General features: G+C 40.5%; 30 protein-coding genes and 2 riboswitches. Of the genes, 20 read left to right on the top strand and 10 right to left on the bottom strand.

The genetic code is table 11. The features are described 5' to 3' along the window. Positions 1–10 precede the first annotated feature (10 nt). Complete coding sequence (locus tag ACTWP7_RS15745) at positions 11–352, top strand: DUF1048 domain-containing protein (protein WP_443124006.1); 342 nt, start codon at positions 11–13, stop codon at positions 350–352. 262 nt (positions 353–614) lie between these two features. On the opposite strand, the gene ACTWP7_RS15740 is transcribed toward ACTWP7_RS15745, so the two are convergent. Further along, complete coding sequence (locus ACTWP7_RS15740; protein ID WP_443124005.1) at positions 615–1,115, bottom strand: ArsR/SmtB family transcription factor; 501 nt, start codon at positions 1,113–1,115, stop codon at positions 615–617. On the opposite strand from ACTWP7_RS15740, the gene ACTWP7_RS15735 reads away from it, so the two are divergent. Next, the gene (locus ACTWP7_RS15735; protein ID WP_443124004.1) at positions 1,091–1,591 is read left to right on the top strand and encodes a helix-hairpin-helix domain-containing protein; all 501 of its coding nucleotides are present in this window, start codon (positions 1,091–1,093) and stop codon (positions 1,589–1,591) included. The two genes, ACTWP7_RS15740 and ACTWP7_RS15735, sit on opposite strands and share 25 nt — an antisense overlap. A 213-nt stretch (positions 1,592–1,804) precedes the next feature. Here ACTWP7_RS15735 and ACTWP7_RS15730 read toward each other — a convergent pair whose 3' ends face one another. Then, complete coding sequence (locus tag ACTWP7_RS15730; protein ID WP_443124003.1) at positions 1,805–2,923, bottom strand: glycerol dehydrogenase; 1,119 nt, start codon at positions 2,921–2,923, stop codon at positions 1,805–1,807. Positions 2,924–3,094: 171 nt separating this feature from the next. Between ACTWP7_RS15730 and ACTWP7_RS15725 the strand changes: the two genes are divergently transcribed. The 5 genes from ACTWP7_RS15725 to ACTWP7_RS15705 all read left to right on the top strand — a co-directional run bounded on the left by ACTWP7_RS15725 (position 3,095) and on the right by ACTWP7_RS15705 (position 6,230). Then, complete coding sequence (locus ACTWP7_RS15725; protein ID WP_443124002.1) at positions 3,095–4,114, top strand: serine hydrolase domain-containing protein; 1,020 nt, start codon at positions 3,095–3,097, stop codon at positions 4,112–4,114. Positions 4,115–4,162: 48 nt separating this feature from the next. Further along, entirely contained in the window at positions 4,163–4,600 is a 438-nt protein-coding gene (locus tag ACTWP7_RS15720) for a GNAT family N-acetyltransferase (RefSeq protein WP_443124001.1), read from the top strand. Positions 4,601–4,675: 75 nt separating this feature from the next. Continuing rightward, positions 4,676–5,083, top strand: coding sequence for a hypothetical protein (locus tag ACTWP7_RS15715; protein WP_014644533.1), 408 nt, complete (start codon positions 4,676–4,678; stop codon positions 5,081–5,083). A gap of 127 nt (positions 5,084–5,210) precedes the next feature. Beyond that, the gene (locus ACTWP7_RS15710) at positions 5,211–5,594 is read left to right on the top strand and encodes a PadR family transcriptional regulator (RefSeq protein WP_223254221.1); all 384 of its coding nucleotides are present in this window, start codon (positions 5,211–5,213) and stop codon (positions 5,592–5,594) included. 6 nt (positions 5,595–5,600) lie between these two features. Then, positions 5,601–6,230, top strand: a complete 630-nt coding sequence (locus ACTWP7_RS15705; RefSeq protein WP_443124000.1) for a DUF1700 domain-containing protein — start codon at positions 5,601–5,603, stop codon at positions 6,228–6,230. A gap of 99 nt (positions 6,231–6,329) precedes the next feature. Here the strand turns inward: ACTWP7_RS15705 and ACTWP7_RS15700 are convergent, their stop codons facing one another. Further along, positions 6,330–6,545, bottom strand: a complete 216-nt coding sequence (locus tag ACTWP7_RS15700; protein ID WP_443123999.1) for a hypothetical protein — start codon at positions 6,543–6,545, stop codon at positions 6,330–6,332. 256 nt (positions 6,546–6,801) lie between these two features. Between ACTWP7_RS15700 and ACTWP7_RS15695 the strand changes: the two genes are divergently transcribed. Next, the gene (locus tag ACTWP7_RS15695; protein WP_443123998.1) at positions 6,802–7,140 is read left to right on the top strand and encodes a n-acetylglutamate synthase; all 339 of its coding nucleotides are present in this window, start codon (positions 6,802–6,804) and stop codon (positions 7,138–7,140) included. A gap of 758 nt (positions 7,141–7,898) precedes the next feature. Here the strand turns inward: ACTWP7_RS15695 and ACTWP7_RS15690 are convergent. From ACTWP7_RS15690 to ACTWP7_RS15680, 3 genes are read right to left on the bottom strand one after another with little or no spacing between them, the layout of a single operon-like run. Continuing rightward, entirely contained in the window at positions 7,899–8,564 is a 666-nt protein-coding gene (locus ACTWP7_RS15690) for a potassium channel family protein (protein WP_443123997.1), read from the bottom strand. 51 nt (positions 8,565–8,615) lie between these two features. Next, positions 8,616–9,032 carry a CBS domain-containing protein gene (locus tag ACTWP7_RS15685; RefSeq protein ID WP_443123996.1) on the bottom strand — a complete coding sequence of 139 codons (417 nt, stop codon included), beginning with the start codon at positions 9,030–9,032 and terminating at the stop codon, positions 8,616–8,618. Positions 9,033–9,058: 26 nt separating this feature from the next. Then, positions 9,059–9,196 carry a hypothetical protein gene (locus ACTWP7_RS15680; RefSeq protein WP_443123995.1) on the bottom strand — a complete coding sequence of 46 codons (138 nt, stop codon included), beginning with the start codon at positions 9,194–9,196 and terminating at the stop codon, positions 9,059–9,061. 104 nt (positions 9,197–9,300) lie between these two features. Continuing rightward, positions 9,301–9,449, bottom strand: a riboswitch (cyclic di-AMP (ydaO/yuaA leader). Between the two features lie 308 nt (positions 9,450–9,757). Here ACTWP7_RS15680 and ACTWP7_RS15675 point away from each other — a divergent pair. The 12 genes from ACTWP7_RS15675 (at position 9,758) to ACTWP7_RS15620 (ending at position 20,000) form a co-directional block, all read left to right on the top strand. After that, positions 9,758–11,071 carry a TrkH family potassium uptake protein gene (locus ACTWP7_RS15675; RefSeq protein WP_443123994.1) on the top strand — a complete coding sequence of 438 codons (1,314 nt, stop codon included), beginning with the start codon at positions 9,758–9,760 and terminating at the stop codon, positions 11,069–11,071. A 147-nt stretch (positions 11,072–11,218) separates the two neighbouring features. After that, positions 11,219–11,370, top strand: a riboswitch (cyclic di-AMP (ydaO/yuaA leader). A gap of 147 nt (positions 11,371–11,517) precedes the next feature. After that, positions 11,518–11,943, top strand: coding sequence for a hypothetical protein (locus tag ACTWP7_RS15670; RefSeq protein ID WP_443123993.1), 426 nt, complete (start codon positions 11,518–11,520; stop codon positions 11,941–11,943). A gap of 109 nt (positions 11,944–12,052) precedes the next feature. Next, positions 12,053–12,136, top strand: coding sequence for a K(+)-transporting ATPase subunit F (gene kdpF, locus ACTWP7_RS15665; protein WP_443124018.1), 84 nt, complete (start codon positions 12,053–12,055; stop codon positions 12,134–12,136). Between the two features lie 18 nt (positions 12,137–12,154). Beyond that, entirely contained in the window at positions 12,155–13,825 is a 1,671-nt protein-coding gene (kdpA, locus tag ACTWP7_RS15660) for a potassium-transporting ATPase subunit KdpA (protein ID WP_443124017.1), read from the top strand. 21 nt (positions 13,826–13,846) lie between these two features. Then, the gene (gene kdpB / locus ACTWP7_RS15655) at positions 13,847–15,904 is read left to right on the top strand and encodes a potassium-transporting ATPase subunit KdpB (RefSeq protein ID WP_443123992.1); all 2,058 of its coding nucleotides are present in this window, start codon (positions 13,847–13,849) and stop codon (positions 15,902–15,904) included. 12 nt (positions 15,905–15,916) lie between these two features. After that, positions 15,917–16,492 carry a potassium-transporting ATPase subunit KdpC gene (kdpC, locus tag ACTWP7_RS15650; RefSeq protein ID WP_443123991.1) on the top strand — a complete coding sequence of 192 codons (576 nt, stop codon included), beginning with the start codon at positions 15,917–15,919 and terminating at the stop codon, positions 16,490–16,492. Positions 16,493–16,558: 66 nt separating this feature from the next. Then, complete coding sequence (gene kdpDN, locus ACTWP7_RS15645) at positions 16,559–17,695, top strand: KdpD-like non-kinase potassium sensor (protein WP_443123990.1); 1,137 nt, start codon at positions 16,559–16,561, stop codon at positions 17,693–17,695. Positions 17,696–17,795: 100 nt separating this feature from the next. Then, positions 17,796–18,086, top strand: coding sequence for a TIGR04104 family putative zinc finger protein (locus ACTWP7_RS15640; protein ID WP_443123989.1), 291 nt, complete (start codon positions 17,796–17,798; stop codon positions 18,084–18,086). 263 nt (positions 18,087–18,349) lie between these two features. Continuing rightward, the gene (locus ACTWP7_RS15635; RefSeq protein ID WP_014644528.1) at positions 18,350–18,697 is read left to right on the top strand and encodes a VOC family protein; all 348 of its coding nucleotides are present in this window, start codon (positions 18,350–18,352) and stop codon (positions 18,695–18,697) included. Positions 18,698–18,741: 44 nt separating this feature from the next. Continuing rightward, complete coding sequence (locus ACTWP7_RS15630) at positions 18,742–19,110, top strand: VOC family protein (protein ID WP_443123988.1); 369 nt, start codon at positions 18,742–18,744, stop codon at positions 19,108–19,110. Between the two features lie 100 nt (positions 19,111–19,210). Continuing rightward, a complete protein-coding gene (locus ACTWP7_RS15625; protein ID WP_014644526.1) occupies positions 19,211–19,759 on the top strand; it encodes a flavodoxin family protein in 549 nt (182 codons plus the stop codon). A 40-nt stretch (positions 19,760–19,799) separates the two neighbouring features. Beyond that, complete coding sequence (locus ACTWP7_RS15620) at positions 19,800–20,000, top strand: hypothetical protein (RefSeq protein WP_443123987.1); 201 nt, start codon at positions 19,800–19,802, stop codon at positions 19,998–20,000. Between the two features lie 645 nt (positions 20,001–20,645). Here ACTWP7_RS15620 and ACTWP7_RS15615 read toward each other — a convergent pair. From ACTWP7_RS15615 to ACTWP7_RS15600, 4 genes are read right to left on the bottom strand one after another with little or no spacing between them, the layout of a single operon-like run. Next, a complete protein-coding gene (locus ACTWP7_RS15615) occupies positions 20,646–21,212 on the bottom strand; it encodes a hypothetical protein (RefSeq protein ID WP_443123986.1) in 567 nt (188 codons plus the stop codon). A gap of 12 nt (positions 21,213–21,224) precedes the next feature. Further along, positions 21,225–22,661 carry a sodium:solute symporter family protein gene (locus ACTWP7_RS15610; protein WP_443123985.1) on the bottom strand — a complete coding sequence of 479 codons (1,437 nt, stop codon included), beginning with the start codon at positions 22,659–22,661 and terminating at the stop codon, positions 21,225–21,227. Between the two features lie 14 nt (positions 22,662–22,675). Then, positions 22,676–22,900 (bottom strand): hypothetical protein, encoded by a 225-nt coding sequence (locus tag ACTWP7_RS15605; protein ID WP_443123984.1) that lies wholly within the window; start codon positions 22,898–22,900, stop codon positions 22,676–22,678. 15 nt (positions 22,901–22,915) lie between these two features. Beyond that, positions 22,916–23,848 (bottom strand): ornithine cyclodeaminase family protein, encoded by a 933-nt coding sequence (locus tag ACTWP7_RS15600; RefSeq protein ID WP_443123983.1) that lies wholly within the window; start codon positions 23,846–23,848, stop codon positions 22,916–22,918. Between the last annotated feature and the right edge of the window lie 571 nt (positions 23,849–24,419).

The raw sequence follows: 24,419 nt of genomic DNA, 5'->3' as shown, positions 1-24,419 counted from the left end.
AGAATAGAATATGAGCATCTTTGAAAAAATTACCGGAAGTCTGGATGATAAACGGGAATGGAGAGCGATGGAGGCGCGTGCGAAGGCACTTCCAAGCGAGTATTACAACGCTTATATAGCGATCCAAAAGTATATGTGGACCGCTGCTGGTGGCCCCACAGACTGGAAGGCTACCAGCCGTATTTTTGGCGGTATTCTTGATCTTTTCGAGCAAGGAGCAGCGGAGGGCAGGAAAGTCACTGACATTACGGGTGAAGACGTGGCGGAGTTCTGCGACGAATTAGTGAAGGACGAGAAAACGTGGAGGGACAAATATCGCAAGAAACTGAACGATGCGGTTGGACGTGGATAACGGCGAAACCCATGAGGTTTTGTCCAGCATCGATACTACTCGAGCAAACCTGAAAAATATCGTCCGAGTTTACTTTGCACGAATGGTCTTGAGACAAATATAAGGAAGAGCTTTTTTAGGATTTAATAATGTTAACAATCGAGGGCGAACCCTAACGCGAGGGTCCGCCTGTTTTAATTGTTATTAAGATCTGATCTCCCGTGTGCCACTCAGGATAAGAAACAGTTTATGGTTTTCTTAATGATTAACTAATATAGACAGTCTATTGTAATAGAAGGTCAAGATTACCTTTGAGATTGTTTGTTATTCCTTTATGAGTTTGATAATAGAACGTATGATTATCCTCTTTTAAATGAATATCCAATAGTCTTGCCGATCTCAAAATAGAGAGATGATGATGAATATTACCTTTTGCCATACCAAGTTCTTTGACGATATCCGTAAACGTACAGGATTGACTGGAAATAAACCGAAGAATTTTCAATCTTCTCTCGTCGCTCATTGCTTTGGTTAATTTTAAAACTTCATTAAAGTGATCCTCTATTGTTAAAGGATAAGTGATAATAAGGGTTTCCTTAAATTGATCCACCAAAGAGATCGGCTGGATGTGGGAAGCAGGAATAAGATATACCTTCTTAATAGCCTCTGATTCAACTATAAAACGACTTGTCGAATTTATAACTTTTTCAGCTTTATCCTTTTTAATTCGTTTCTCTACTAGTTTAGCCTCTTTTTCTAGTGCAGGTAAAAAACTTAAATCCATTTTCTGAAAATATTGTTCGTTCCATTCCTGCAAAAGCTCTATATAAAACAAATGAGGAAAAGTCACTCCTTAGAAAAGCTAAAGTTAAAATAAACGACCTAAATCATTTTAATACGGAAGACATAGCTAGAATGTTAAACACTACATTTTTCAAAGCAAATACTCTAAAGGGGCTGGCTGAATTCCAAACGGTTCCTTCTATTGGATATCAATTAGCTGAGAAATTAGTTTTTAAGTTGGACATTTATTCATTATCAGAAATAAAGGATAGGACCGCTGCTGACCTTTTTGACCAATTAGAAAAACAGTTAGGTGTATGGACGGATAGTTGTGTGGAAGATCAAATTCGCTGCGTGATTAACTATGCAAACAATCCCGGAAGCACTAAACAATGGTTTGATTTTACGGAAGAAAGAAAGGGATATCGAGAATTATATGGTTTCCCTGAAGATAGACCTGTAAAGGGCCTGGTATGAGTAAATGCTGATCAATAATCATTTCTGATGTTAATTGTTTCATAACCCGGTGACCTAATCGTGAGTAATTACGTGTGGGGCTTTGTCTTATTTAGAAGATTTTGTTTTATTGTTCTTGGTTCGCAAAGAAGGTGCTTTTAAAATCAATTTTGCTTTACAGCTCAATTTAAATGAATTTAAATAAGCTGGGGAATTCCTCCCCAGCTTGTTGGATCATTCTTCCTCTATTCCTAACATTCCTTTAAAGCTTTTCGCATATTGATCGGTAGCCACTATTGCATCAGCCACTTCTTCCGCTGTAACAGAGAAAGCCTGATGAATCGTTTCTCCTTCAGCTGTAGCAGTTTCCGCTACTTTTAAGATGTCTTCTCTGGAGACATCTTTCAGTTTAATATCTTCTAGGGTAATCGGCAGATCAAGGCTCATATATAAGGCCATGTATTTTTCGATTTCTTCTTGAGAATGTTCTTCCATCGTTAATTGTACAAGCGTGCCGAACGCGACTTTTTCTCCATGTGTAAGGTGATGGATCTCACCTTCTAAGGCAGTGAAGCCGTTGTGAATCGCGTGAGCCGCACCTAGTCCGCCACTTTCAAATCCAAGGCCGCTAAGAAGAGTATTCGCTTCAATTACATGTTCCAGCGCAGGTGTGACAACCTTGCGTTCGTTTGATTCATAAGCGAGTAAAGCATAATCAAATAGTACCTCTTCACACTTTTTAGCTATGGCCTGTGCGGCAAGTGTGGTTTGGCCGCCTGCCATCGTATTCCCTTTGTTGTTTACGACACTTCTTACTTCCACATAAGTAGCCAGTGCATCTGCAATACCGGAAGCTAAGAAACGTGGAGGAGCTTCCGCTATGATTTTAGAATCCAGCAAAACAAGGTCTGGATTTTTGTTATAAAAACGATAGGATTCAAACACGCCTTCATCTGAGTAAACCACGGAAAGCGCGCTCGTAGGAGCGTCTGTGGAAGCTGTTGTCGGAACAATCACGGTAAAGGCCTTAACCTCATCCGAAACGGCTTTTGCCGTATCAAGGGTTTTGCCTCCCCCGACACCAATGACGATAGAAGCTTCCGCCTCTTTCGCAATACCTGTAATTCGGTCCATTTCAGCTGTAGAAGCTTCGCCATTAAATACGACGTTCTCTGTACTGATGTTTGCTTCTTTTAAATAAGATACGACATCATTACCTGCAATATCCCATACTGTCTCATCTGCAATCACAACAGCTGTTTTTCCAATGCCTTCTAAATGCTGACCGATCTTCTGAACAGCGTTTCGACCCTGCACATATTTCGACGGGCTAATGTACACACGTTCCTTCATCGTTAATCCCTTCCTTTCGTAATGTATTACAGTGGTTATCTTACCCATTTATTCAGCCGTGATAAACAAACAAGAGAAATAAAAATTGACTCTCTTCTTACTATTGCAAGCAGGTATAATAAGACAAGTGGCCAAACCTAAATTACGTCCAGCGATACGGGGGATAACATTATGAAAAAATTGAATCAATTCATCACGAACATAAGCAATAAAATCAACTTTTCAGGAGTCGTATATGTAAAACAGGGTGAGCGTATATTATCGGATTTATCCTTTGGTTATGCGGACCGGGCGGAAGAACGACTGAACACTTCCAGCACTCGTTTCGGAATAGCCTCTGGCTGCAAGTTATTTACGGCTATCGGAATTAGTCAATTAGTAGAAGAAGGAATATTGGATTTCAATACGCGTCTGGCTGATTGTTTGAGTGTACAATTACCTCATTTTGATAAAAAAATCACGATTCACCAGTTGTTAACTCATACTTCCGGCATACCTGATTACTTTGATGAAGAGGTCATGAAGAATTATCAAGACCTGTGGAAGACCTTCCCGATGTACCAAATTGATTCTCTTAAAGATTTTTTGCCTTTATTTCAGGCAGAGCCCATGAAATTTACGCCTGGAGAAAGGTTTCATTACAACAATGCCGGATACATCCTTTTAGGACTGATTATCGAGGAACAAACGGGAAGGCGTTTTACAGAATATATAGAATCGGAAGTTTTTCATAAGTGTAATATGAAAGAATCGGGGTATTTTTCGTTAGATCAGCTTCCTGGAAATACAGCGGCAGGATATATTGACAATCATAAGGAGAATACGTGGAGAACGAATATTTATTCTATTCCTAAAAAGGGAGGATCTGATGGAGGAGCTTTTGTTACAGCTCCTGACATGATGAAGCTGTGGGAGGCATTATTTGATTATAAGCTTTTAAATGAAGAGACGACTCGAAAATTACTCTACCCTCATGTTCAGGTAAATGGAGAAGTCCATTATGGTTATGGAATATACATGAATCAGAAAAATCAGCATGTACACAAATATCATGTTATGGGCTATGATCCCGGAGTCAGCTTTAGAGCCTCTATCTATCCAGATCTGGATCTAAAGATTGTGATCCCGTCTAATGTAGAAGCGGAGCCATTCGAACTAACGAAAGCTATTGAAGGGTGTTTTATAGAGTAACGGGCATTGGAACATGGTGAAATAGTTTGGAAAGGCTGGTTATTGAAAATGAATACAGTGACTGTAAAAGAGCTTATCACTAAAGATGAAATCATACAGGGATTTCCTGTTATGAGACAATTGCGACCCCATTTAGATGAACATACATACCTGGAATTAGTATTAGAGGCCAGAGAAGTCGATCGGTACAGGATGTTTGCTTTAATGGAAGGAGAGAAGGTCGTTGCCGTCACGGGTTTTAAACCGATGACGACTCTTTATTACGGGAGGTTTGTCTGGGTTTGTGACTTAGTTACAGAGCAGAACAATCGATCGAGAGGTTATGGGGAAAAGCTGCTGAGTTATGTACATACGTGGGGAAAAGAAAATCGTTTTGAGAGTGTGGCTTTATCATCAGGATTACAGCGCTCTGATGCACACCGGTTTTATATGGATAAGCTGGAGTATGATAAAGTCAGTTATGTTTTTAAGAAATCATTACCTTAGCGGGCAAACTGTCGGTGAGGATCCTATTGAATTTAGCAGGACGATTATTTGATCCATTTAGAGGAGGAACACTTTATGGGAAAGTTGAAAAACTTCAAGCAAGCCCTGGATTATAAAAAAGCTATGACAACACATCTAGCAGACCTCAAAGATCAACACGCCAAAGGATTGATTACGGAAGAACGCATTACAAACGCAGAAGGAAAACTGTTTCTGCATACTCAAACAGCTATGATAGAAGGCTCGATCAATTTGTTTCAAGCGGATGAGACGAACCAGACTTTCATTGAATACGGACTCGCTCAATTCGACGAAGAGCTGGATGAACTTTCGGATGAGATGAATGCATACAACGTTTCTGCGCCCATTCACTTGAAAGATGTCACCATACAGCCTTTGTCTAATCCTGAAGTAAGGACTACTATGAGTGAGATGATTGTTTATTCGGATCAAGTTGTAGGGCTTTCTATTTCTTTTCAATGAAAAAATGAAGTGAGTATTAAGGGAATGAAGCTGAAGACCAATTGATGGTTTTCAGCTTTTTTAATACAAGAGCTTCCTCAAACGTAACAAAAGAAAGTTGACCTTCGAAAATCAGCCACTGCATCTTATGTGTGTCATTGACACATATATAGCGCTGATATACTATGTAGCTATGGATACAAAAAATGACAAATGGCATACGCAATTAAGAAAAGGCACGTTCGAATTAGCGATTCTTTTACTATTAAAGAATGATGCGATGTACGGATATCAGATAACGAAGAAATTACAAGAGGACAGTAGTTTTCCAATAGCAGACGGTTCTATCTATCCTATTTTACGGCGAATGAGTGCGAATGGGTGGATTGGTTCTTTTAAAGAAGAGCATGAGGGAAGGAGCAGAAAGTATTATTATCTAACCGATGCAGGGAAGGAAATTTCTGAGGATCGATGGAACGAGTTTCTAACGGTTTATTCGTTCTTAAACAACCTGCAAGCTGGAGGGGAGTAGAAACATATGAACAAAAGTCATACCGTTGAAGATTATTTGAATGAGCTGGAATATCAATTACGAGAGCTGCCAGCCGACGAACGACGCGCTCATCTTAATGAAATCAGGGATCACCTTATGGAATTGGTCGCAGAAGAAGGAAAAACAGAACAGCAAATCGTTTACTCCTTTATGTCTCCTGAACAACTGAGTCAGGAAATTCTTCAGGAGGAACAAACCAGCAGGCAAAAGAAAGAGTTTGCTATACCGGATTACTGGTATGGCGTTACGGTTATATCAGTCATCGCTCCCTTTGGTGCATTAGCTCTCCCGCTGATTTTCGAGAATATAGACATCGGGTTATTTTTACCTTTTTTATTACAATTTATAGTGGGAGCGGGTGTGCTGTTTGGATACTATAAAAATAAAATGACGACGAAGAGAGGGGATATTCTGCGCAAAGCGGGCCGAATGATGGTTCCTGTGTTAGCGCTCCCTTTTGGATTGTTTTCGCTAAACATTATGCAGACTGGAGAACTGGCTGCATTTAATATTGCTTATCTTGCTTGTTATGTACTGGTGTGGGCGTGTACTTACTTATCTATGAGATCTATATATCTGAATCACGTAAAGATCGTAGAATTATCCAGTTATTAGAGGTTATGGAATAACTGGATAACTATAAAACAGGAAAGCGATCATTCAAGATAGGGGGCAATCCTTAACAGGACAGCCTCCTTTTTTCCTGAGTTTAGCTTAGTCCTTTAAGTCAAAATCATATAAGTAAGCCACTAATTTGTTGAAATCTTTATCAGAAGAACATTCAATCTGCAAATCAATAAAGGTCATCACCACTTCTTCATCATCGAACGGGAAATGGCTGTTATCTACGTTGCTAAGGATGTCCCGGTTAGAAAGTCCCTTACCTCGTAATACCTCAACGGCTTGCTGCATGGAAGATACTTCTGCCATTTTAAATGCCTCCTTGGTTAAATTTGTTCCTGCCTACTATTTTCCCGTTCAAGTCCATTAGATAACTGGATTTGTGAGAAAAATTGGAAGGACGACAAGGATTGCGGGTGTTAAATCCTTGTATTTATTAATACTATAAAGGACGGATATTCTCCTGCTTTTACGTGGTTAAGATCATGAATTACTTACTCCATTGTTGGAATTTTGCAAATAATATGGTAGTGTTTAGGGTCACAATTTCAAGGAGGGAGACGTTATGGTTAATTATAATAACCGTCAGTTTGTATCCGTAGAAAATACGGAAAGTGGTGAAGTTTCTTCTAAAACTTATTTTCGCTACTATCAAGAAGGGGATATTCTTCATGCCGATTACTCCGGTGGAGAGGTAGTTAAAGGGAAGTTAATAGGAATAGTAAATGATGATGATACGTTGGAATTCAGATATAATCATGTGAACACATCCAATGAAATCAGGGGAGGCAAGTGCACATCCGTTCCACACGTCGATTCTGAAGGGAAGATAGAATTGCATGAAGACTGGCAGTGGCTTGATCATGATCAAACGAAAGGAAAATCGATCATCAGGGAAGTTTAATAGGGTTTTACATAGTTGGAGTGGCTTTATTGTTGATTTTTCATAAGAGGCTTATTACACAATACGGCCGTATACTGTAAGACTCAGTTTCGAGGTATCGGGTTAGAGTGAAGGTCCTGAGGGGGGCGATTCGCTTTCCGTGGGCATGTGCTGAGCCTCCTCGAGCTACGCTCTCCGGGGTCTCACCGATCATGTTCATCCCACAGGAGTCTTCATCGTCCCCCTCCGGACCTTGCCGAATCAGAAGCTCGAAACCACTTCAAACATCACCTGCGTGATGAGGAATTAGACCATGTGATTTTCTCCCGATTTTCAGTATGTAACTACCCGCAACAGCTGTCATAAAAGCATTTAATCCAGATTAAGCAGGAGAATCTTTCTCTTCTAGAAGGGGCCGTTTTTCTTAATCATGTTGGGCTGGTGGGGAAATGATGAGACTCCCATGGGAGAAGGAACTAGGTGAGATCCCGCAGCGAGTGATAACGAGCGAGGAAGCTCACCGTTCCCCCATAGGAAAGCGAGTTATTTCCCCACCAGCCCTTCTCAATTTAATGTAACGGGCCCAATTATCTCGAAACTGAGTCTTACAGTATCGGGAGCTTAACTTTAGATCAACTCGGAAGTTTAAAAGAGCCTTTTAGAAAAAGTTATGGTTCGAAATAATCGGCGCTTTCGATTATTTGAGCGCTAATTTTTCATAAAATAATGCCATAAAACAGTGGGTTTTATGGCATTAGAGATCATGTTATATTTGTAGGTCAGTCATCAACAATAAGGTTCTTCTCGAATCGATTGATGTCTTTGTCCCCACCGATAACAATTAGGATGTCACCTTCTACAATTTCTTCAGTGGCCATTGGAGAAACATTGATTTCTTTCCCTCTCTTGATCGCCACGACGTTGCAGCCATATTGGGCACGAATATCTAAATCGATGAGAGTCTGTCCACTCAACTTCCTCCCTGCTATTACCTCAACGACACTGTGATCATCGGAAAGCTCAATATAATCAAGGATGTTATTAGAAATAATATTGTGTGCTATCCTTTTCCCCATATCTCTTTCAGGGTGCACGATGTGATCGGCCCCGATTTTATTTAAAATCTTTTCATGGTAATCATTTTGAGCCTTAACCGTAATTTTTTTTATGCCCATTTCTTCCAGAATTAATGTAGTGAGCATGCTTGCTTGAATATTATCACCAATCGCAACGATCACATGATCTATGTTTCTTAATCCTAGTTCTCTTAACACATTTTCGTCCGTGGAGTCAGCAATTACGGCGTGCGAAGCGATATCCCTGTATTCATTTACTTTATCCTCATCTAAGTCCAGGGCAAGTACCTGCATACCTTCTCGACTTAATTCGCGACAAATACTTCCACCGAATCGGCCTAAACCAATGACGGCAAATTCCTTCTTCATTACAATCCCTCCTCCAACAAGTACACTGAACGAATGATAATCTCTTACTCGTTATTTTCTCTGATTCGTATCGTTCAATGATTTAAAATACTCAATGATGTCTTTCCTTCTAATGATGCCGATAAATACTTGCTGGTCATCCACTACAGGAACAAAATTTTGGTTTACCGCAAGCCCCAGCATGTCTTCCATTTCAGCATTTATGGACACAGATCTATTTTCCCTGTAGTTTTTCACGTCTTTTAAAGGGATTTTATGCATGTTGTGAAAGTTTAAGTCAGGATCATTTTTAAGTTTCCATAGTAAATCCCCTTCTGTAAGTGTGCCAACGTAGTTTCCGTGTTTGTTAATGATAGGGATAGCCGTGTAGGAGTGATACTCCATTCTTTCTAATGCCTGCCGCATAGTGGCTGTATCCAGTACATAGGCTACTTTTTCTTTAGGCAGCAGAAAAAAAGCAATATTCATAAATTGAACTCCTTCATTTTACTATGTTAATGATACTTGCCAAAAGTAGATTTATGATTGGCCTTATTATATTGTTGTACGATTCGTGCTGCTAGTTCAGCCTCTTTATTTTGAGTCACAGCTTGGTCAATCATACGTTTTATTTCATTCACAGATTTTTGCATGTGCTTCCTCTCCCTTTTTTAATCTGGTGTGGTTAAATTTTGACATCAAAAAACACAGGGGGAAGCTACCCTGTGGTCATCATTTGGTTGATCACAAGTTACCACCATCCTCTCTCTAAACGCTTACGGAGTTAGCTGTCGGGTTCGGGCATAAAGAGTTGCCCTACCATTACTATGGATTCACCCCAAGTGGCTAAAGCCACGTAAAAACTGGTTCCTCCGCTTCCATGTCGGAATTAAGCGATTAAGATTTTGGAAACATTGAATTGTATTATGGTGACAAATATTACTCCCCAATAATTCTTTAGTAAAGTGTCAAAATAAGCTTAAATAGGCTGAAAAAAACGGTTTGAGCATAAATAAGTATCTATATCTTCCATTTTCATTAATTATCTGGTTTTTGGGGGCGAATAATATTTCAGTTGTGAATGAAAGTATGATTGAACTTGGGTATGATAATAGTTAAGTCAACCATAACTATTCTATAAAGGGGTTTAGAAGTTAAACGAATCGCTATAGAATGAATACACAGTAAATCTTGAATGATAGGTGGAACAGATAATGTATAAATTGGACTTGAACCCTCCACAGATGATTATATCCATTTTTATCGTATTAATTTTATCTGGAACGCTCCTTTTAAAGCTTCCATTTGCCAGTACGGAAGGGATTTCTTTTATTGACGCTTTATTTACAGCTACTTCGGCTATGACAGTTACGGGATTGATTGTGGTGGATACAGGCACAGCCTATACACTTTTCGGTCAAATCGTTATCCTTCTGCTCATTCAGTTAGGCGGCCTTGGAATTATGACATTTGCTGTATTAATTTATATTGCCGTAGGGAAGAAAATAGGAATTAAGGAAAGATTGCTGGTTAAGCAAGCATTAAACCAGTCCGCTATAGGTGGAGTGGTCCGGCTAGCGAAACAATTACTGGTGTTTTCTCTAATCGTTGAATCCATTGCTGTGGTCTTTCTTGCTTTAAAGTGGATACCTGAAATGGGTTGGGGGCCAGGCTTTTACGCAAGCGTCTTTCATTCGATTTCTGCATTTAATAATGCAGGGTTCTCAATTTGGTCCGATAGTCTGTCCGCTTATGTAGTGAGTCCGATCGTAAATATTGTAATTACGTTTCTCTTTATCGTTGGTGGAATAGGTTTTACCGTCGTGTTTGATATGTGGAAAAGCAAAGAATTCAAACAATTGTCCTTGCAAACGAAGTTAATGATTGCGGGCACTCTAGCCATTAATACCTTCAGTTTTTTCATGATTTTCTTTCTCGAGTATAATAATCCTAATACGCTAGCGGACTTATCCAGTCTTGGTAAGATTCAAGCAGCTTATTTTCAAGCCGTTACACCGAGAACCGCCGGATTTAATACGCTGGATATTGGCCAAATGGAAGAATCCTCTCTCTTTTATATTATTACTCTTATGTTTGTAGGGGGAGGGAGTGCTTCAACAGCGGGCGGTATCAAACTCACGACAGCCCTGGCTATTCTTCTTGCCACTCTCTCTTTCTTCAAAGATAAAGAACATGTGGTGATTTATGGAAGAAGTATTACCAGTCATGTTATTAATAAAGCTTTGGCCCTGGCGGTGGGCAGCCTCTGCGTAGTGGTAACCACCATTTTTATTTTAAATCTAACGGAAGAGGCTCCATTTTTAACGATCATGTTTGAAAGTGTTTCTGCTTTTGGCACCGTTGGGTTATCCATGGGGTTAACGGGGAGTTTATCAGTAATTGGAAAAATAACGATTATTCTTACGATGCTTATTGGTAAACTTGGTCCTTTAACCTTTGCTTTTGCCTTTGCAAAACAAACTCCTGATCCTGTGAAGTATCCAAGTGAAGAAATCCTTACTGGTTAAAAGCCCGCGAATGCGGGCTTTTTTTATTTATAAGTGTCTAATCATCTCATCAAATTCTTTACAATTCTTTTTTGCAATTTAATATTGACAAAGAAAATAAGCGGGAGTAGAATCATCTCATCAGCCAAACACAATTAAATAAATTCATTCTATGAATCGCTTAATTCTAAATATTAGAAGCGGGGGACCCAATCAACATGTGGCTTGAGCCACTAGGGGTGAATCCATAATTTATGGTAGGGTGACTCTTTCCACCCGAATCCGACAGCTAACCTCGTCAGCGTTTAAAGAGAAGAATGTCTAAAGCTTATTTACGTATGCACTTTTTTAGTCATACGGATAAAAGAGCCATGAGACGTTTACCTTCTCATGGCTCTTTTTTGATCTTTTAAAGGGGGTGGTGCTGAATAGTTAATTAGTGAGTCACTAAGGAGCGGGGGTGCAACATGGAAAAAAAGATGAAGAAAAGCTTATGCGTTTATGATAAATCTCATCCACTGGAATTTATTCATGAAGAGCACAATTACCAGCATTTACTGTTTTGGGCATTCGGGGAAAAGCAGCATACTTTATATTCTGTCCATGAACAATCAAAGGTTGTCCATTTGGAAACCCAGGATGCCGGGAGGGTTTTTAAGGAAGTAGACTCATTTTTTATCGAACGAGTGATTTTATTTATGGATGATGAGGTTAAAGCTTGTTATTGGTCCATACAACTAAAAAACGATATTGCAGGTGTGCCCATATTATTAGTTGCACACAGGCCTTTAATGGCTGATCGGGTTTTTCATGAATGCGGTATTCGGACTGTGGTCAAATCCAAAGACAGAGAGCCATTATTTATTATCCGTAAACATTTTAGAGAGGAGTGAAAGGTATGTGGGATGTTTTGTTGCTCGTTACTATTATGATTTTAAGTTTAGGTATGCTGTCACTGCTCAAATGGGTGGAACGCATAATTTCAAAGGCGGGTGATCATTCATGATTAATATTCTGTTGTTCCTTCTGTCGCTGGGATTGTTTGGTTACTTGGGTTACGCGTTAATACATCCGGAAAAGTTCTAGGGAGGTTCTAATATGGTTATTGCAATTTTATCAGTCCTTTTCACCCTCATCTTCGTGGGGGTAATGTTAAAGCCATTTGGGTTATATATGGCAGCGGTTTTCGAAAGCCGTTCAACTAAATGGGATAAGATTTTCTTACCATTTGAAAAATTGTTTTATAAAGTAACTGGTTTAAAAACAGAACAACAAACATGGGGAAGCTACGTTATAGCGTTGCTCCTGACAAATACAGTGATGATTCTAATCGTTTATACAATATTCAGGCTTCAGGGTGTACTGCCTTTGAATCCGACACAAATAGCGGGAATGGATCCAACACTTGCTTTTAACACAGCTATCAGTTTTATGACTAACACCAATTTACAGCATTATAGTGGAGAATCGGGGTTATCTCTGCTATCTCAAATGATTGGGATTTTGTTTATGATGTTTGCGGCACCGGCCACAGCATTAGCTGTAGCTATTGCTTTTATAAGGGGGCTTGGTGGCAAGCCAATCGGGAACTTTTTTCAGGATTTTGTCCGGGCGATCGTCAGGGTCTTACTGCCGGTATCTTTCCTGTTTGGGGTCATCTTCGTTGCCTTAGGCATGCCACAAACCCTTGATGTTATTGTAACAGCAAATACACTTTCAGGCGAAGAGCAAACCATCTTGAGGGGTCCGGTTGGTTCGTTCTTATCGATAAAAGAGTTTGGTAATAATGGGGGCGGGTTCTATGGGGTGAACTCGGCGCATCCATTTGAAAATCCGAACGGCTTAACGAACTTGTTACATGTGCTGCTTATGTTTTTATTACCTGTTTCTTTACCATTTACGTATGGAAAGATGGTAGGCAACAAGAAGCAGGGAAATGTTTTATTTGCTTCGATGGCAACTATTTTCGTTTTGTTTCTGACTGTCTCATTATTTTCTGAATTTCAGGGAAATCCAGTGCTAAATGAAACGGGCATCGAACATTCCGAGGGTTCAATGGAAGGAAAAGAAGTACGGTTTGGTCCTGAGCAGTCAACTCTTTATGCACTTACGACTACGGCCACAGAGACCGGCGCCGTCAATACGATGCACGATACCTTAACACCGATAGCTGGAATGCTTGCTCTTGGGAATATGATGTTAAACACCGTATTTGGTGGAGTGGGCGCAGGCTTTATGAATGTTCTTTTGTACGCGATGATTGCCGTTTTCATCTCGGGGTTGATGGTAGGAAGAACACCAGAATTCCTGGGGAAAAAGATAGAAGGAAAGGAAATGAAGTTACTTGCGTTAACACTTCTGATCCATCCTTTCTTAATATTAGGGGCATCGGCTCTGGCCATTTATACGCCGCTAGGTTCTGATGGGATTTCTAATCCTGGTTTTCATGGATTATCACAAGTGTTCTATGAATATTCCTCTTCAGCTGGGAACAACGGCTCCGGTTTTGAAGGTCTGGGGGACGCTACACCATTTTGGAATATTTCAACAGGCATCGTCATGTTTATCGGTAGATTCTTCTCAATGGTGACGCTGATGGCTGTGGCAGGATCCTTAGCCAGTAAAAAAATCGTGCCAACGACGAAAGGATCATTCCGAACCGACCAGCCTCTATTTGGCGGGATATTAGTCGGAACGATTTTCATTGTAGGGGCGTTAACCTTCTTCCCTGGTCTTGTACTCGGACCAGTGGCGGAGTATTTAATTCTGAAATAGGTGTGCAGGAGGTGCATGGAAGTGGTTCAAGAAACAATCGCGCATAAGCAAGGTCAAAAGAAAAAATCGTTATTTACTAAAGAGTTAATGAATCAGGCGCTGCTTGATGCTTTCGTCAAGCTTCATCCTAAATATATGGTCAAAAATCCTATTATGTTTATAGTAGAGATAGGTTTTCTGATTACCTTTTTGTTAGCCTTCGTGCCACAAGTCAATGTGAACAATGGCAGCTGGTTTAGCATCGTTGTCTCGATCATACTGTTTATCACTGTGTTGTTTGCAAATTTTGCAGAAGCCGTAGCAGAAGGTAGAGGAAAAGCGCAAGCCGATACGCTGAAACAAACGAAGCAGGACACAATTGCCTATCGTCTAAATAAGGCAGGGGAGAAGGAAGAAATATCATCCTCCCTATTGAAAAAAGGAGACGTAGTTGTTGTTTCCCAGGGGCAATTAATTCCTGGAGACGGCGAAGTGATCGAAGGGATTGCCAGTGTAGATGAGTCAGCCATTACAGGTGAGTCCGCACCTGTTTTAAAAGAAGCAGGAGGAGATTTCAATTCAGTGACAGGCGGTACAAAAGTCGTCAGTGACCATTTAAAGATTGAAATTACGAATCAGCCGGGAGAATCTTTCCTGGATCGAATGATTGCACTGGTTGAAGGAGCTGATCGGCAAAAAACACCGAATGAGATTGCTCTCAATACCGTTTTGATCAGTCTGACGATGGTATTTTTAATTGTTGTTGTAACGCTGCCTTTTTTCACCAGCTATCTGGATTTTTCGATCGATACAGGTGTATTAATCGCTCTGCTTGTTTGCTTAATTCCGACAACCATCGGGGGATTGCTAAGCGCGATTGGGATTGCGGGGATGGATCGTGTCACCCGTTTCAACGTGTTAGCTATGTCGGGTAAAGCTGTTGAAGCAGCCGGAGACATCAATACGATTATCCTTGATAAAACGGGAACGATCACTTTTGGTAACCGCATGGCTTCTGAGTTTGTTCCTGTAGACAAGTATAGCGATCAAGAGGTAACCGAAGCAGCTGTGTACACTTCTTTAAATGATGAAACACCGGAAGGACGTTCTGTCATAGAACTGGCGGAGGAACGGAATATCCACGTTTCTCTAGAAAATGTAAAAGATGCGGAAGTTATACCATTCAAAGCTCAGACACGTATGAGTGGTCTGGATTTACCAAATGGTGATCAGTACCGTAAAGGAGCTGTGGACGCCATCCGTAAGTGGGTGGAAGGCAGTGGTGGAACAGTTCCAGCTGGGCTCCAGGAAGAATCCGAACGTATTTCTAAACTAGGAGGTACACCTTTAGCTGTAGCGAAAAATAATCAAATTTATGGATTAATTTACTTAAAAGACACCGTTAAGCCTGGAATGAGAGAACGATTTGATCAACTTAGAGAGATGGGAATCAAAACGGTTATGTGTACTGGGGATAACCCATTGACTGCAGCTACTATTGCTAAAGAGGCAGGGGTCGATGACTTTATTGCTGAAAGTACACCGGAAGATAAAATCGAAGTCATTAAGCGCGAACAGGCAGAAGGCAAGTTGGTCGCCATGACCGGAGACGGTACCAATGATGCCCCTGCTTTGGCTCAGGCTGATGTAGGTCTTGCGATGAACAGCGGAACAACGGCAGCCAAAGAAGCTGGTAACATGGTTGATCTTGACTCCAACCCAACTAAAATTATTGAAGTTGTTGCGATTGGGAAACAGTTACTAATGACGCGCGGAGCTCTAACTACGTTTAGTATTTCAAATGATATTGCCAAGTACTTTGCGATTGTTCCAGCTATGCTTATGTTGGCCATTCCTGAAATGGAAGCATTGAACATCATGAATTTAAACTCACCAGCTTCGGCGATATTATCAGCCTTAATTTTTAATGCGGTCATTATTCCCGCCCTGGTGCCCTTAGCGATTAAAGGAGTTACCTATAAGCCCGTGTCTTCGAATGAATTGTTAAAACGGAATTTGCTTATTTATGGACTAGGAGGGATTCTGGTCCCATTCATTGGAATTAAAGTCATTGATATGATTTTACAAGTCTTTATGTAGGAGGGGTTTTGGATGAAAAAACATGGATTTTCCTTATGGAACATACTCGGTTTAAGTCTTGGCGTAATGATTATATGCGGTATTCTTTACCCTTTAGCCGTTACCGCTGTAGGTCAAGGGCTCTTTAATAAACAGGCTGATGGAAGCTTAGTATACAATGGTGAAGGAGAGGTTGTAGGGTCGAAGCTTATCGGCCAATCATTTGATGAACCCGGATATTTTCATAGTCGAGTTTCAAGCATCAATTACGATGCCGCAGGTTCGGGGGCACCCAACTATGCACCTTCGAATCCCGAGATGATAGAGAGGACTATTCAGGATACAGAGCGCTGGTTAGATGAAAATCCTGACGTACCTGTCAGGGATTTGCCGATTGATTTAGTAACGAATTCAGCATCTGGATTGGATCCTCATATCTCACCAGAGGCAGCTTTAGCTCAAGTTCCTCGTGTCGCTGAAAATACGGGGATGGACGAAAGTACGTTACGGAATTTAATAGAAGCACATACTCAGGAACCTTCATTAGGGATGTTTGGATCTCCGGGAGTGAATGTGTTGACGTTAAATCTAGCCATTAATGAAAAATGAGCATCCTAATGGATGGAGGAGGCTGCAGTATGCAGTCTCCTTTTTTAAAATGGAGGTGAACGAAAGGTGGAAAGTTACGACAAACCGAGAAGAAAAAGCCCTGAGGAGTTCTTGAAAGATATTGAAGACTCAAAAAAAGGACAGTTTAAACTCTATATCGGTTCCGCCCCGGGGGTAGGGAAGACGTACCGCATGCTTCAGGAGGCTCATGAGATGAGAGAATCCGGCATTGATGTGGTAATCGGACTCATTGAATCGCATGGACGAAAAGAAACAGAAGCCCTCATCAAAGATTTAGAAACCATTCCTCTTAGAGATATTCCATATAAGGGGCATGTTCTCAAAGAACTTGATGTAGATTCCATTATTGCGAGGAAGCCTGAGGTCGTATTTATTGATGAGCTGGCTCACACCAACGTCCCGGGATCAACAAATAAAAAACGGTATGAAGATGTCCTCGTTATATTAAATGAGGGGATTAATGTCATTTCAGCCGTGAACATCCAGCACTTAGAGAGTCTGCATGATAAAATTCAACAAATCACTGGAGTTAAAGTACGTGAACGATTGCCGGACACCATTTTACAGGAAGCAAAGGAAATCATTCTAATCGATGTAACTCCTGAAATTTTGCAGGAACGATTGAGAACTGGAAGAATATACGATTCAACTAAAATCCAGCAAGCTTTACAAAACTTCTTTAATAGGAATAACCTTTCAGCTCTAAGAGAGTTGGCGTTACGAGAAGTGGCAGATGATGTGGACGAACGTATAGAAAAAATCAATGAAGCGCAAGGAGGCATCCCTTTTTTCAATGCTTCGGAACGAATCATGGTTTGTGTTCAATATGATGCGAACGCGGAAATGCTGATCAGGCGTGGATGGCGGTTCGCCAAACGGCTTAACGCACCGTTATATGTGTTGCATATTGCTACAAAACCTAATGAGAATCATTTGAAAAGGTGGAGGGAATTGTGTAATCAGTTTAACGCAACTTTTATAGTAGAAGAAAAGAGGGATGACAGAAATATTCCAAGAGCCATTACAGATATTGCTACAAAATACCGCGTAACTCAGATTATAATGGGACAATCGGCAAGGAGTCGCTGGGAAGAGATTACGAAAGGATCTATCGTAAACAATATCATGCGTTATACAGACGGAATTGATATTCATATTGTGGCAGAAAGTCCTAATTTCTAGATCAAAATATTTTGGTCTTTGTGTAATCGGGAATGGTGCTATCTGATATGATGGAGAATAGATAGTTTCTTATAAATCTCCTAAAGGCTGGTGGTTCCTTTTGACCCGTTGTGATGGTTGCGATACAGAGTTTAAATGGAGTGAAATTTTAAAGAGAAACTTGCATTATGGATTCATTGCATGCCGAAAGTGTGGGGGTGCACATAAAATAGATTTTCCTTCCAGGTTAAAAGTAACGCTGGTAAGTGTTGTTCCGTTCCTGGTATTTGGATTATTTTTAACGCCTTTTGACAATACTTTTTTTACGATCGTGACAGGTCTTTTTATATTCGTAATCGGTATGCTGATAAGTCCTTTTGTAGCTAATTATAAGTTGGTTAAGGAAGGATAATAAACTTATGAACCTGCGTAATTATTGTGATTACATGGAAGTTTGCCACATCTGGCAAGCTTCTTTTTTTATGGGAGGGATAGATAGTTGCTCTTGACAGAATATTTTGAAATAATTGACAAGAATTTAAATGAGTGGGGACAGGAGCTGGTAAAGAGAACCATATTTCTCACGCTCGTGAAGGTAAACAACCAAGAGGGATACATAAATCATTCTCCAACGATGACGTTCATGAATAGAAATAGAGAGGAGAAGTTTATTTCATGAAAAATCAAGTTAGCAGCTGTTTTATTCACCTGGTGAACTTTGAAAGTACCAAAGAATGGTATAAGGATGTACTGGATTTCGAGGTCGAAGCTGAAGGGGAAGGATACGTGCAATTTAAAATGAATGGCCCTTCGTTCATTCTGTTGCAGGCTCAAGTGAAAAAGATCACTCCTCTACCTTATTCGCCTTTCCTTTTTGAGACGGATGATGTCGAGTTAACGCAAAAGGAGTTAATAGAAAAGAATGTAAAAGTTGAAGAGATTGAGAACTTTGGAGGTCAAATCTATGGGTGTCATTTTTATGATCCAGAAGGCAATAAACTGCTCGCGTGTTCGACAGGGTGATTTTTTCTTACATGGTTTTATTAATGAAAATAGGAGGGGAACGTATGTCCATTCGCCCAATTAACCATCATGTGAATACTGTATTTATTCCGGTCGAAGATGTTGAAAAAGCGAAAGAGTGGTACAAGGGGGTGTTAGGAATTGAAGGAGGAGAGATTCAATTCGGTCATTTATTCGTAGCGGACATGAATGGAACAGATCTGGTTTTTGATGAGATGCCGATGTGGCGAGGAGAAAAGGGTGAGTTGCCTACCTTGAATGTGCCGGCTATTCAATTCAGCTCGAATGATATTCATGCCTCTTACCGATTATTGAAAGAACAAAATGTTGAGCTCGTATCGGAGGTCATGCATGATCACTTTTTTGTTTTCAAAGATCCGGATGGGAATATGCTGATGGTTTGTCAGTGTTAAACGTTATGAGTCCTGCTTCTCTTATGAGATTATCAAACTATATCGTGCAGGATTTGTACCGATAACTATACTAAATTAAATTTTGGATGAGGTGACTGGATTGAATATTGTCGTACTTTATGGAGGAACGCGTGATGGAGGAAATACAGAATTATTAACAGAAACCGTTATAGGAGATTTATCGGCCGACAAAATATATTTAAAAGATTACCAGATGAATCATATTGTGGATCAAAGACATGATGAAAAAGGGTTTGATCAAGTAGAAGATGATTATGATCAAATAGTTTCGAAGGTAATGGATGCTGATGTTCTGATTTTTGCTACACCTATTTACTGGTACGGGATGTCCAGTGTGATGAAAACCTTTGTTGACCGGTGGTCCCAGACCGCAAGAGACAACAAATTCCCAAATTTTAAAGCGTCCATGACGAATAAACCTGTGTATTTAATAGCCGTTGGAGGAGATGAACCGAGAATCAAGGGGCTGCCTCTCGTTCAGCAATTTAAATATATTTGTGAATTTATGAATTTTACTTTCGTTGACTATATCTTAGGAAATGGTGTGAAACCTTTAGATATCTTAAAGGATGAGAAATCTATAGAGTATGCGAAAGCTATGAATAAGAGTTTGATGAATAGGGGCTGAATGATGTCCAGGGCTTTTGGATAGAAGGAGACGAGTGCATATGGGAAGCGGGAATGCTTCACTGTTAGATAAATGGCGAGCGAAATATGGAGCCATAGCTGTAGCGGTCGCCTGTCTATTCAGCGGGATCTCCAGCTGGGGAGACAATTGGATTCTTACGTTTGTTTTGCTTTTAGGGACAGTTATCTGTGGGATGATGGGCTTCTTTGATATTCGAAAAGCCAGAAAGGAAAAGTTTTGAAAGGTTAAAGAATTTTCACTCTGCGATTTACGATTGAAGCTATAATTTGAAGTCCGGGTTAGTTAATTGATTTTGTATTCATAAGGAGGAGGGATGTCTGGTGGTTGTGATATAGATGCTCATTAGCATAGGCGCTGCGTTTTTTTCTCGGAATTGTTCCTGAAGGATTTGGAAACACATTATTGCTGGGAGCTATTTTAGGTGTATTATTAGGTATCTTTCATCAACTGACTAAGCTCTGTACATATTTGAGCGGTGAGGGGAATTCGGATGAATCCTTAGCCCAATCCAGTAAAATACCAATACGGAGGTAAGTGGTAATGTTCCATACAAGGATCAAGGACTCCCCTGTTACAGGTGGAGTCCTTGAGCGGCTTGGTCTTTTTACTACATGTTCTCACAAAATTGGTTAGAAACGTGAGAAAGTTTGTTCAATACAAATTGTAATACAACACCGCCCTGGTGTAAACACGCTTTAAAGTATTAAAGAAAAATGAGGTTATTTTAGTCTTTAGGAACCTCATTTCCCCCAAAATACCCCACCTCAGGTCATCCATATTATGGATGACCTGAGGTGGGGTATTTTGGATTTTTAGGAGAATTTGAAATAAGCAAAGCCTAAGCATCGAATGCTTAGGCTTTGCTTTATAATTTCCACTCGCCGGTCTCTCTCAATTTGTATAATAAATCTTCTGGCTCTCCGGTATTTCCGTTGATAACAAAGGTTTTGGATAAGAAGTCTGTATCTACTTCAACTGTCCATAAAGGCAAGTACACAAGCTCTACTTCTTTAATTTCATACCTTGGCTTTTTTAATATATAGCTTCTATTAATTTGTTTATCCTGGACATCGATCACGTACTTGTCCAGCAATTCCTGTTTGGTTATATCTGCCCTTTGTACATTTGTCTGAGATACTTCTTTTGATGTGATAGGCGGCACACTTGTAAATAATCCACGATAACCGGAGAGAGCATCTACAAAAGCCATATTCGGTTTCTTCTTAGGAGGGAAAGGTTTTCTGTCTGCGATGACCAGCAGCTTGACCATCCACATGGGATGATATATCTTTTCTTTTTTTACAATCCCTCGATTCAGGCTCTCTTCATTCAACTGCCGGTTCCATTTCAAGGAAGGTTTCAAACTTCTGTACATGTGCTTCGGCAGATCTTCTTCAGGTAAATGATCTTCTCCTATAATGCTGACCTTCATATCGTCACCTACTTATGCGTCTAAATTCATGTGATAACGGTCTACCTCTTGTTGCTTAGCTTCAGAAGGAGGAGCCGTCATTAAACTGACTACCACGGTTAAAATAGCGGAAACGGGTGCAGATACGAGGTGTTCGGAAACTAAGGCGAAAGGGAGCAGGGCCATAATGATAAAAGTGACGGTTCCGCCGACCATGCCTGCCAATGCTCCTGGTGTATTCGCTCGTTTCCACCACAATCCTAAAACAAGCGGGAAGCCGAATGCGGATAACATCGCGCCGCTAACCCATCCTACCATAACGGCAATTAACTGAGGCGGATCAATTGCAAAAATAATCCCTACAATACTAGCGAGTATCATCACGGCAAGACCGAGCCGTGTGACGGTTTTTTCTGAAGCATCTTTATTAATATGTTCCTTGTAAATATCGTGAGCAATTCCTGCAGCTACCGCTAAGAGCATGGCATCGGCAGAAGACATGATGGCTGCAAGTAACCCTGCTAACATAATCCCGGCTAATAAAGCAGGCATGTAATGTTCAATTACAGAGATAAAAATCATGTCCTGATTGTTTAAAGTGTCTGCGATCCCTAAACTTGCTCCGGCAGAAGCAATGACAAAGCCGAAAATAAAGACGGTCACATAGAGAAAGCATGCACCTAACGCAGATCGGCGGGCTGTCTTAGCATCACGAGCTGCAAAGTTCCTCATAACAGCGGAAGGGGAAACGACACCAAACCACAGAAATGCAATGAACAACCCAAAATAGGACATCCAGGGCTGTGTAATCGAACCGAACTGAGGATCGACAGCTAATGCATCTTGAATGAGCGATCCAACTCCGCCATGGTCCATTAATATAATAATAGCTAATACGAACATTCCAATAACCATTACGGCTCCCTGGATTAGATCCGTGTATGTAATCGCCCACATGCCGCCAAGAGCCGCGTATAAGGTAAAGCCCAATCCCAGAATGATGACAGCTGTAACATAATCAATACCCAGCACATACGAACCGATGAGCCCGGAAGCTGTCAGCTGCGGAATCATATAGAACGTCATACTAAGAACCACTAATATCGCTGCCACAATTTGTACAGACTTACCGTACCGATGTTTGAAAAACTCAGGCAGTGTTTTTACCCCGGTCCTTCTAATTTGTCCGGAAATTAAGAACATCGCAAAAGATGGGATAGCTACGGCACCAAACCCGTAGGCGAGTAAAAACGGAACACCGAGTGCTACCCCGGAACCTACCGCTCCCATCAAGGAACTCGAGCTTGCCACGGCTGCGAAAAAAGCAAAAGAACCTACAAAGCTATTGATCTTACCGCCAGCCGTCCAGTAATCACCTTCAGAGGAATGAGCCTGCTTAGCAAACCAGATTCCTATACCTGTCATGATAATTAAATAGATCGCTAGTATTATTGCTTCCATTATCTGCATGAATGCTCACTCCTTTATTCAACATCTTTTTTTTCTAATTTTTCCATCCATATTACGTAAGTGACAGTTAATGCTAACCATATAAAGAAGCAAACAAACATCGCCCATCCTGCTAAAGATATACCAGCCAAATACGTATCGGTCGGCCACCAAATCCAGACGATCAACGCGATCACGGATAGAAGGATAACCATAATAATTCCAGGATCTTTCCATTTTTTACGGGTCATTTTTCTCATTATATCCCTCCATTCTTATTTATAAAGTTGTTCATAAATAGATTGGACAACCACCAGGTCGAAAATCGCAGCCCCGACAGATTTATAGACGATCGTTTTATTCTCCAAATCTTCTGGGTGGTGGTTGTTTGTTATGATTTTCTCAAGATCCCAGGCTGCTGTATCGGTTCGTAACTCTTCTGCACGAATCATATCTCCTGACTCACGGAGAGCCGATTCCTTATCTACATATACTTCATCGGCCTCACTCAATACTTGATCAGAAATCTCCTGCATCGAAGGTCGGAAGGAACCCACACCTACGACCAGTTTACCTTTCCAATCGGACGCTTTTAGTTCAGGGAGTACAGGGTTGGTGGAGGTCGTAGTCGTTACCACAATATCAGAGTGTTTGACTAACTCTTTTATCGAAGAAACCGTAAAACTTACGTCCGGAAACTCTTTTTCTGCCTTTGACTTAAACTGGTACGCTTTCTCTTCGGTTCGATTAAAAATATGTACATACTTAATATCCCTGGCTGCAAGGGCTGACTGCAAATGACTCCAGCCTTGTGTTCCTGTCCCTATGATTCCTAAGATTTCCGCATCTTCCCTGGCCAAATACTTCATTCCGAGACCACCCAGGGCACCTGTCCGCAAAGAGGTAATGGCCATAGCGTCACACATAAATAAAGGCACCATTGTGTTTCGGTCATACAGAACCATCAACCCGTGGATCGTATCCTTTCCAAGACGTGAATTATTAGGGGCGACGCCAACCAATTTCGTCGCATAATAATCTCCGTAAAAAGCCGGCATGAGTAATGCAGTATTATCTCCATCCTCAATGTGCATACGGTCTGGTGAAATGTAGTCTTCTTCTTTTTCTAAGTAAAAGGTTTCAATGCTGTTCATGGTTTCTTTCATAGAGAATTTCTTCGTAATTTCATCAGCCGAAATAACTTCCATTTGTATTCCCTCCTTTATAGTTACCACATATATTAACAAATTTTTCTGAAAAGTGAAAACTTTGTAGAAATTTGAAAAAATTTTGTGTGAAAAAAGGTATTATATGGGTTTTAGCAGGGTTTTAAGAATTAGGTCAAACGGAGGTAGAATTCACTTTGAATTTGCAGATCGTAGCGAAAAATAGTATTCTCTTAATCAGCATTTGACAAGCCTTTCGAATGTTTGTCATACTGCCACCAACAATAGACTGGTATATTAAGGCTTCTTGTCAAACAAAACGGCGGGAAGCCTTTTTGTCTGTGATCTTTTTGCTTCCAGAACGGCAATCTTACTAAAAGAGACGTGAGGAATGAAATAGGAAAACGACACATGGTGATTTTGTATTAAAGGCTTTATCCGTTATGGAAGGATCTTATCGGATTGAAATCTGGTGAGACCTCTCTTTATTTCAATGAAAAATAACAAAGTATAGCAAAGAAGATTTTAAAAAAGCTCCTCCATGTGAAAAGGTTTATCGTCTTTTCACGTGAAGGAGCCTCACACAATTAAAAGCTTTTATGGAAAATAAATG

This window comes from Halobacillus sp. B29 (assembly GCF_052246755.1).
GTDB classification, from domain to species: Bacteria; Bacillota; Bacilli; order Bacillales; family Halobacillaceae; genus Halobacillus; species Halobacillus halophilus.
This window is presented reverse-complemented; position numbering and strand designations above follow the sequence as displayed.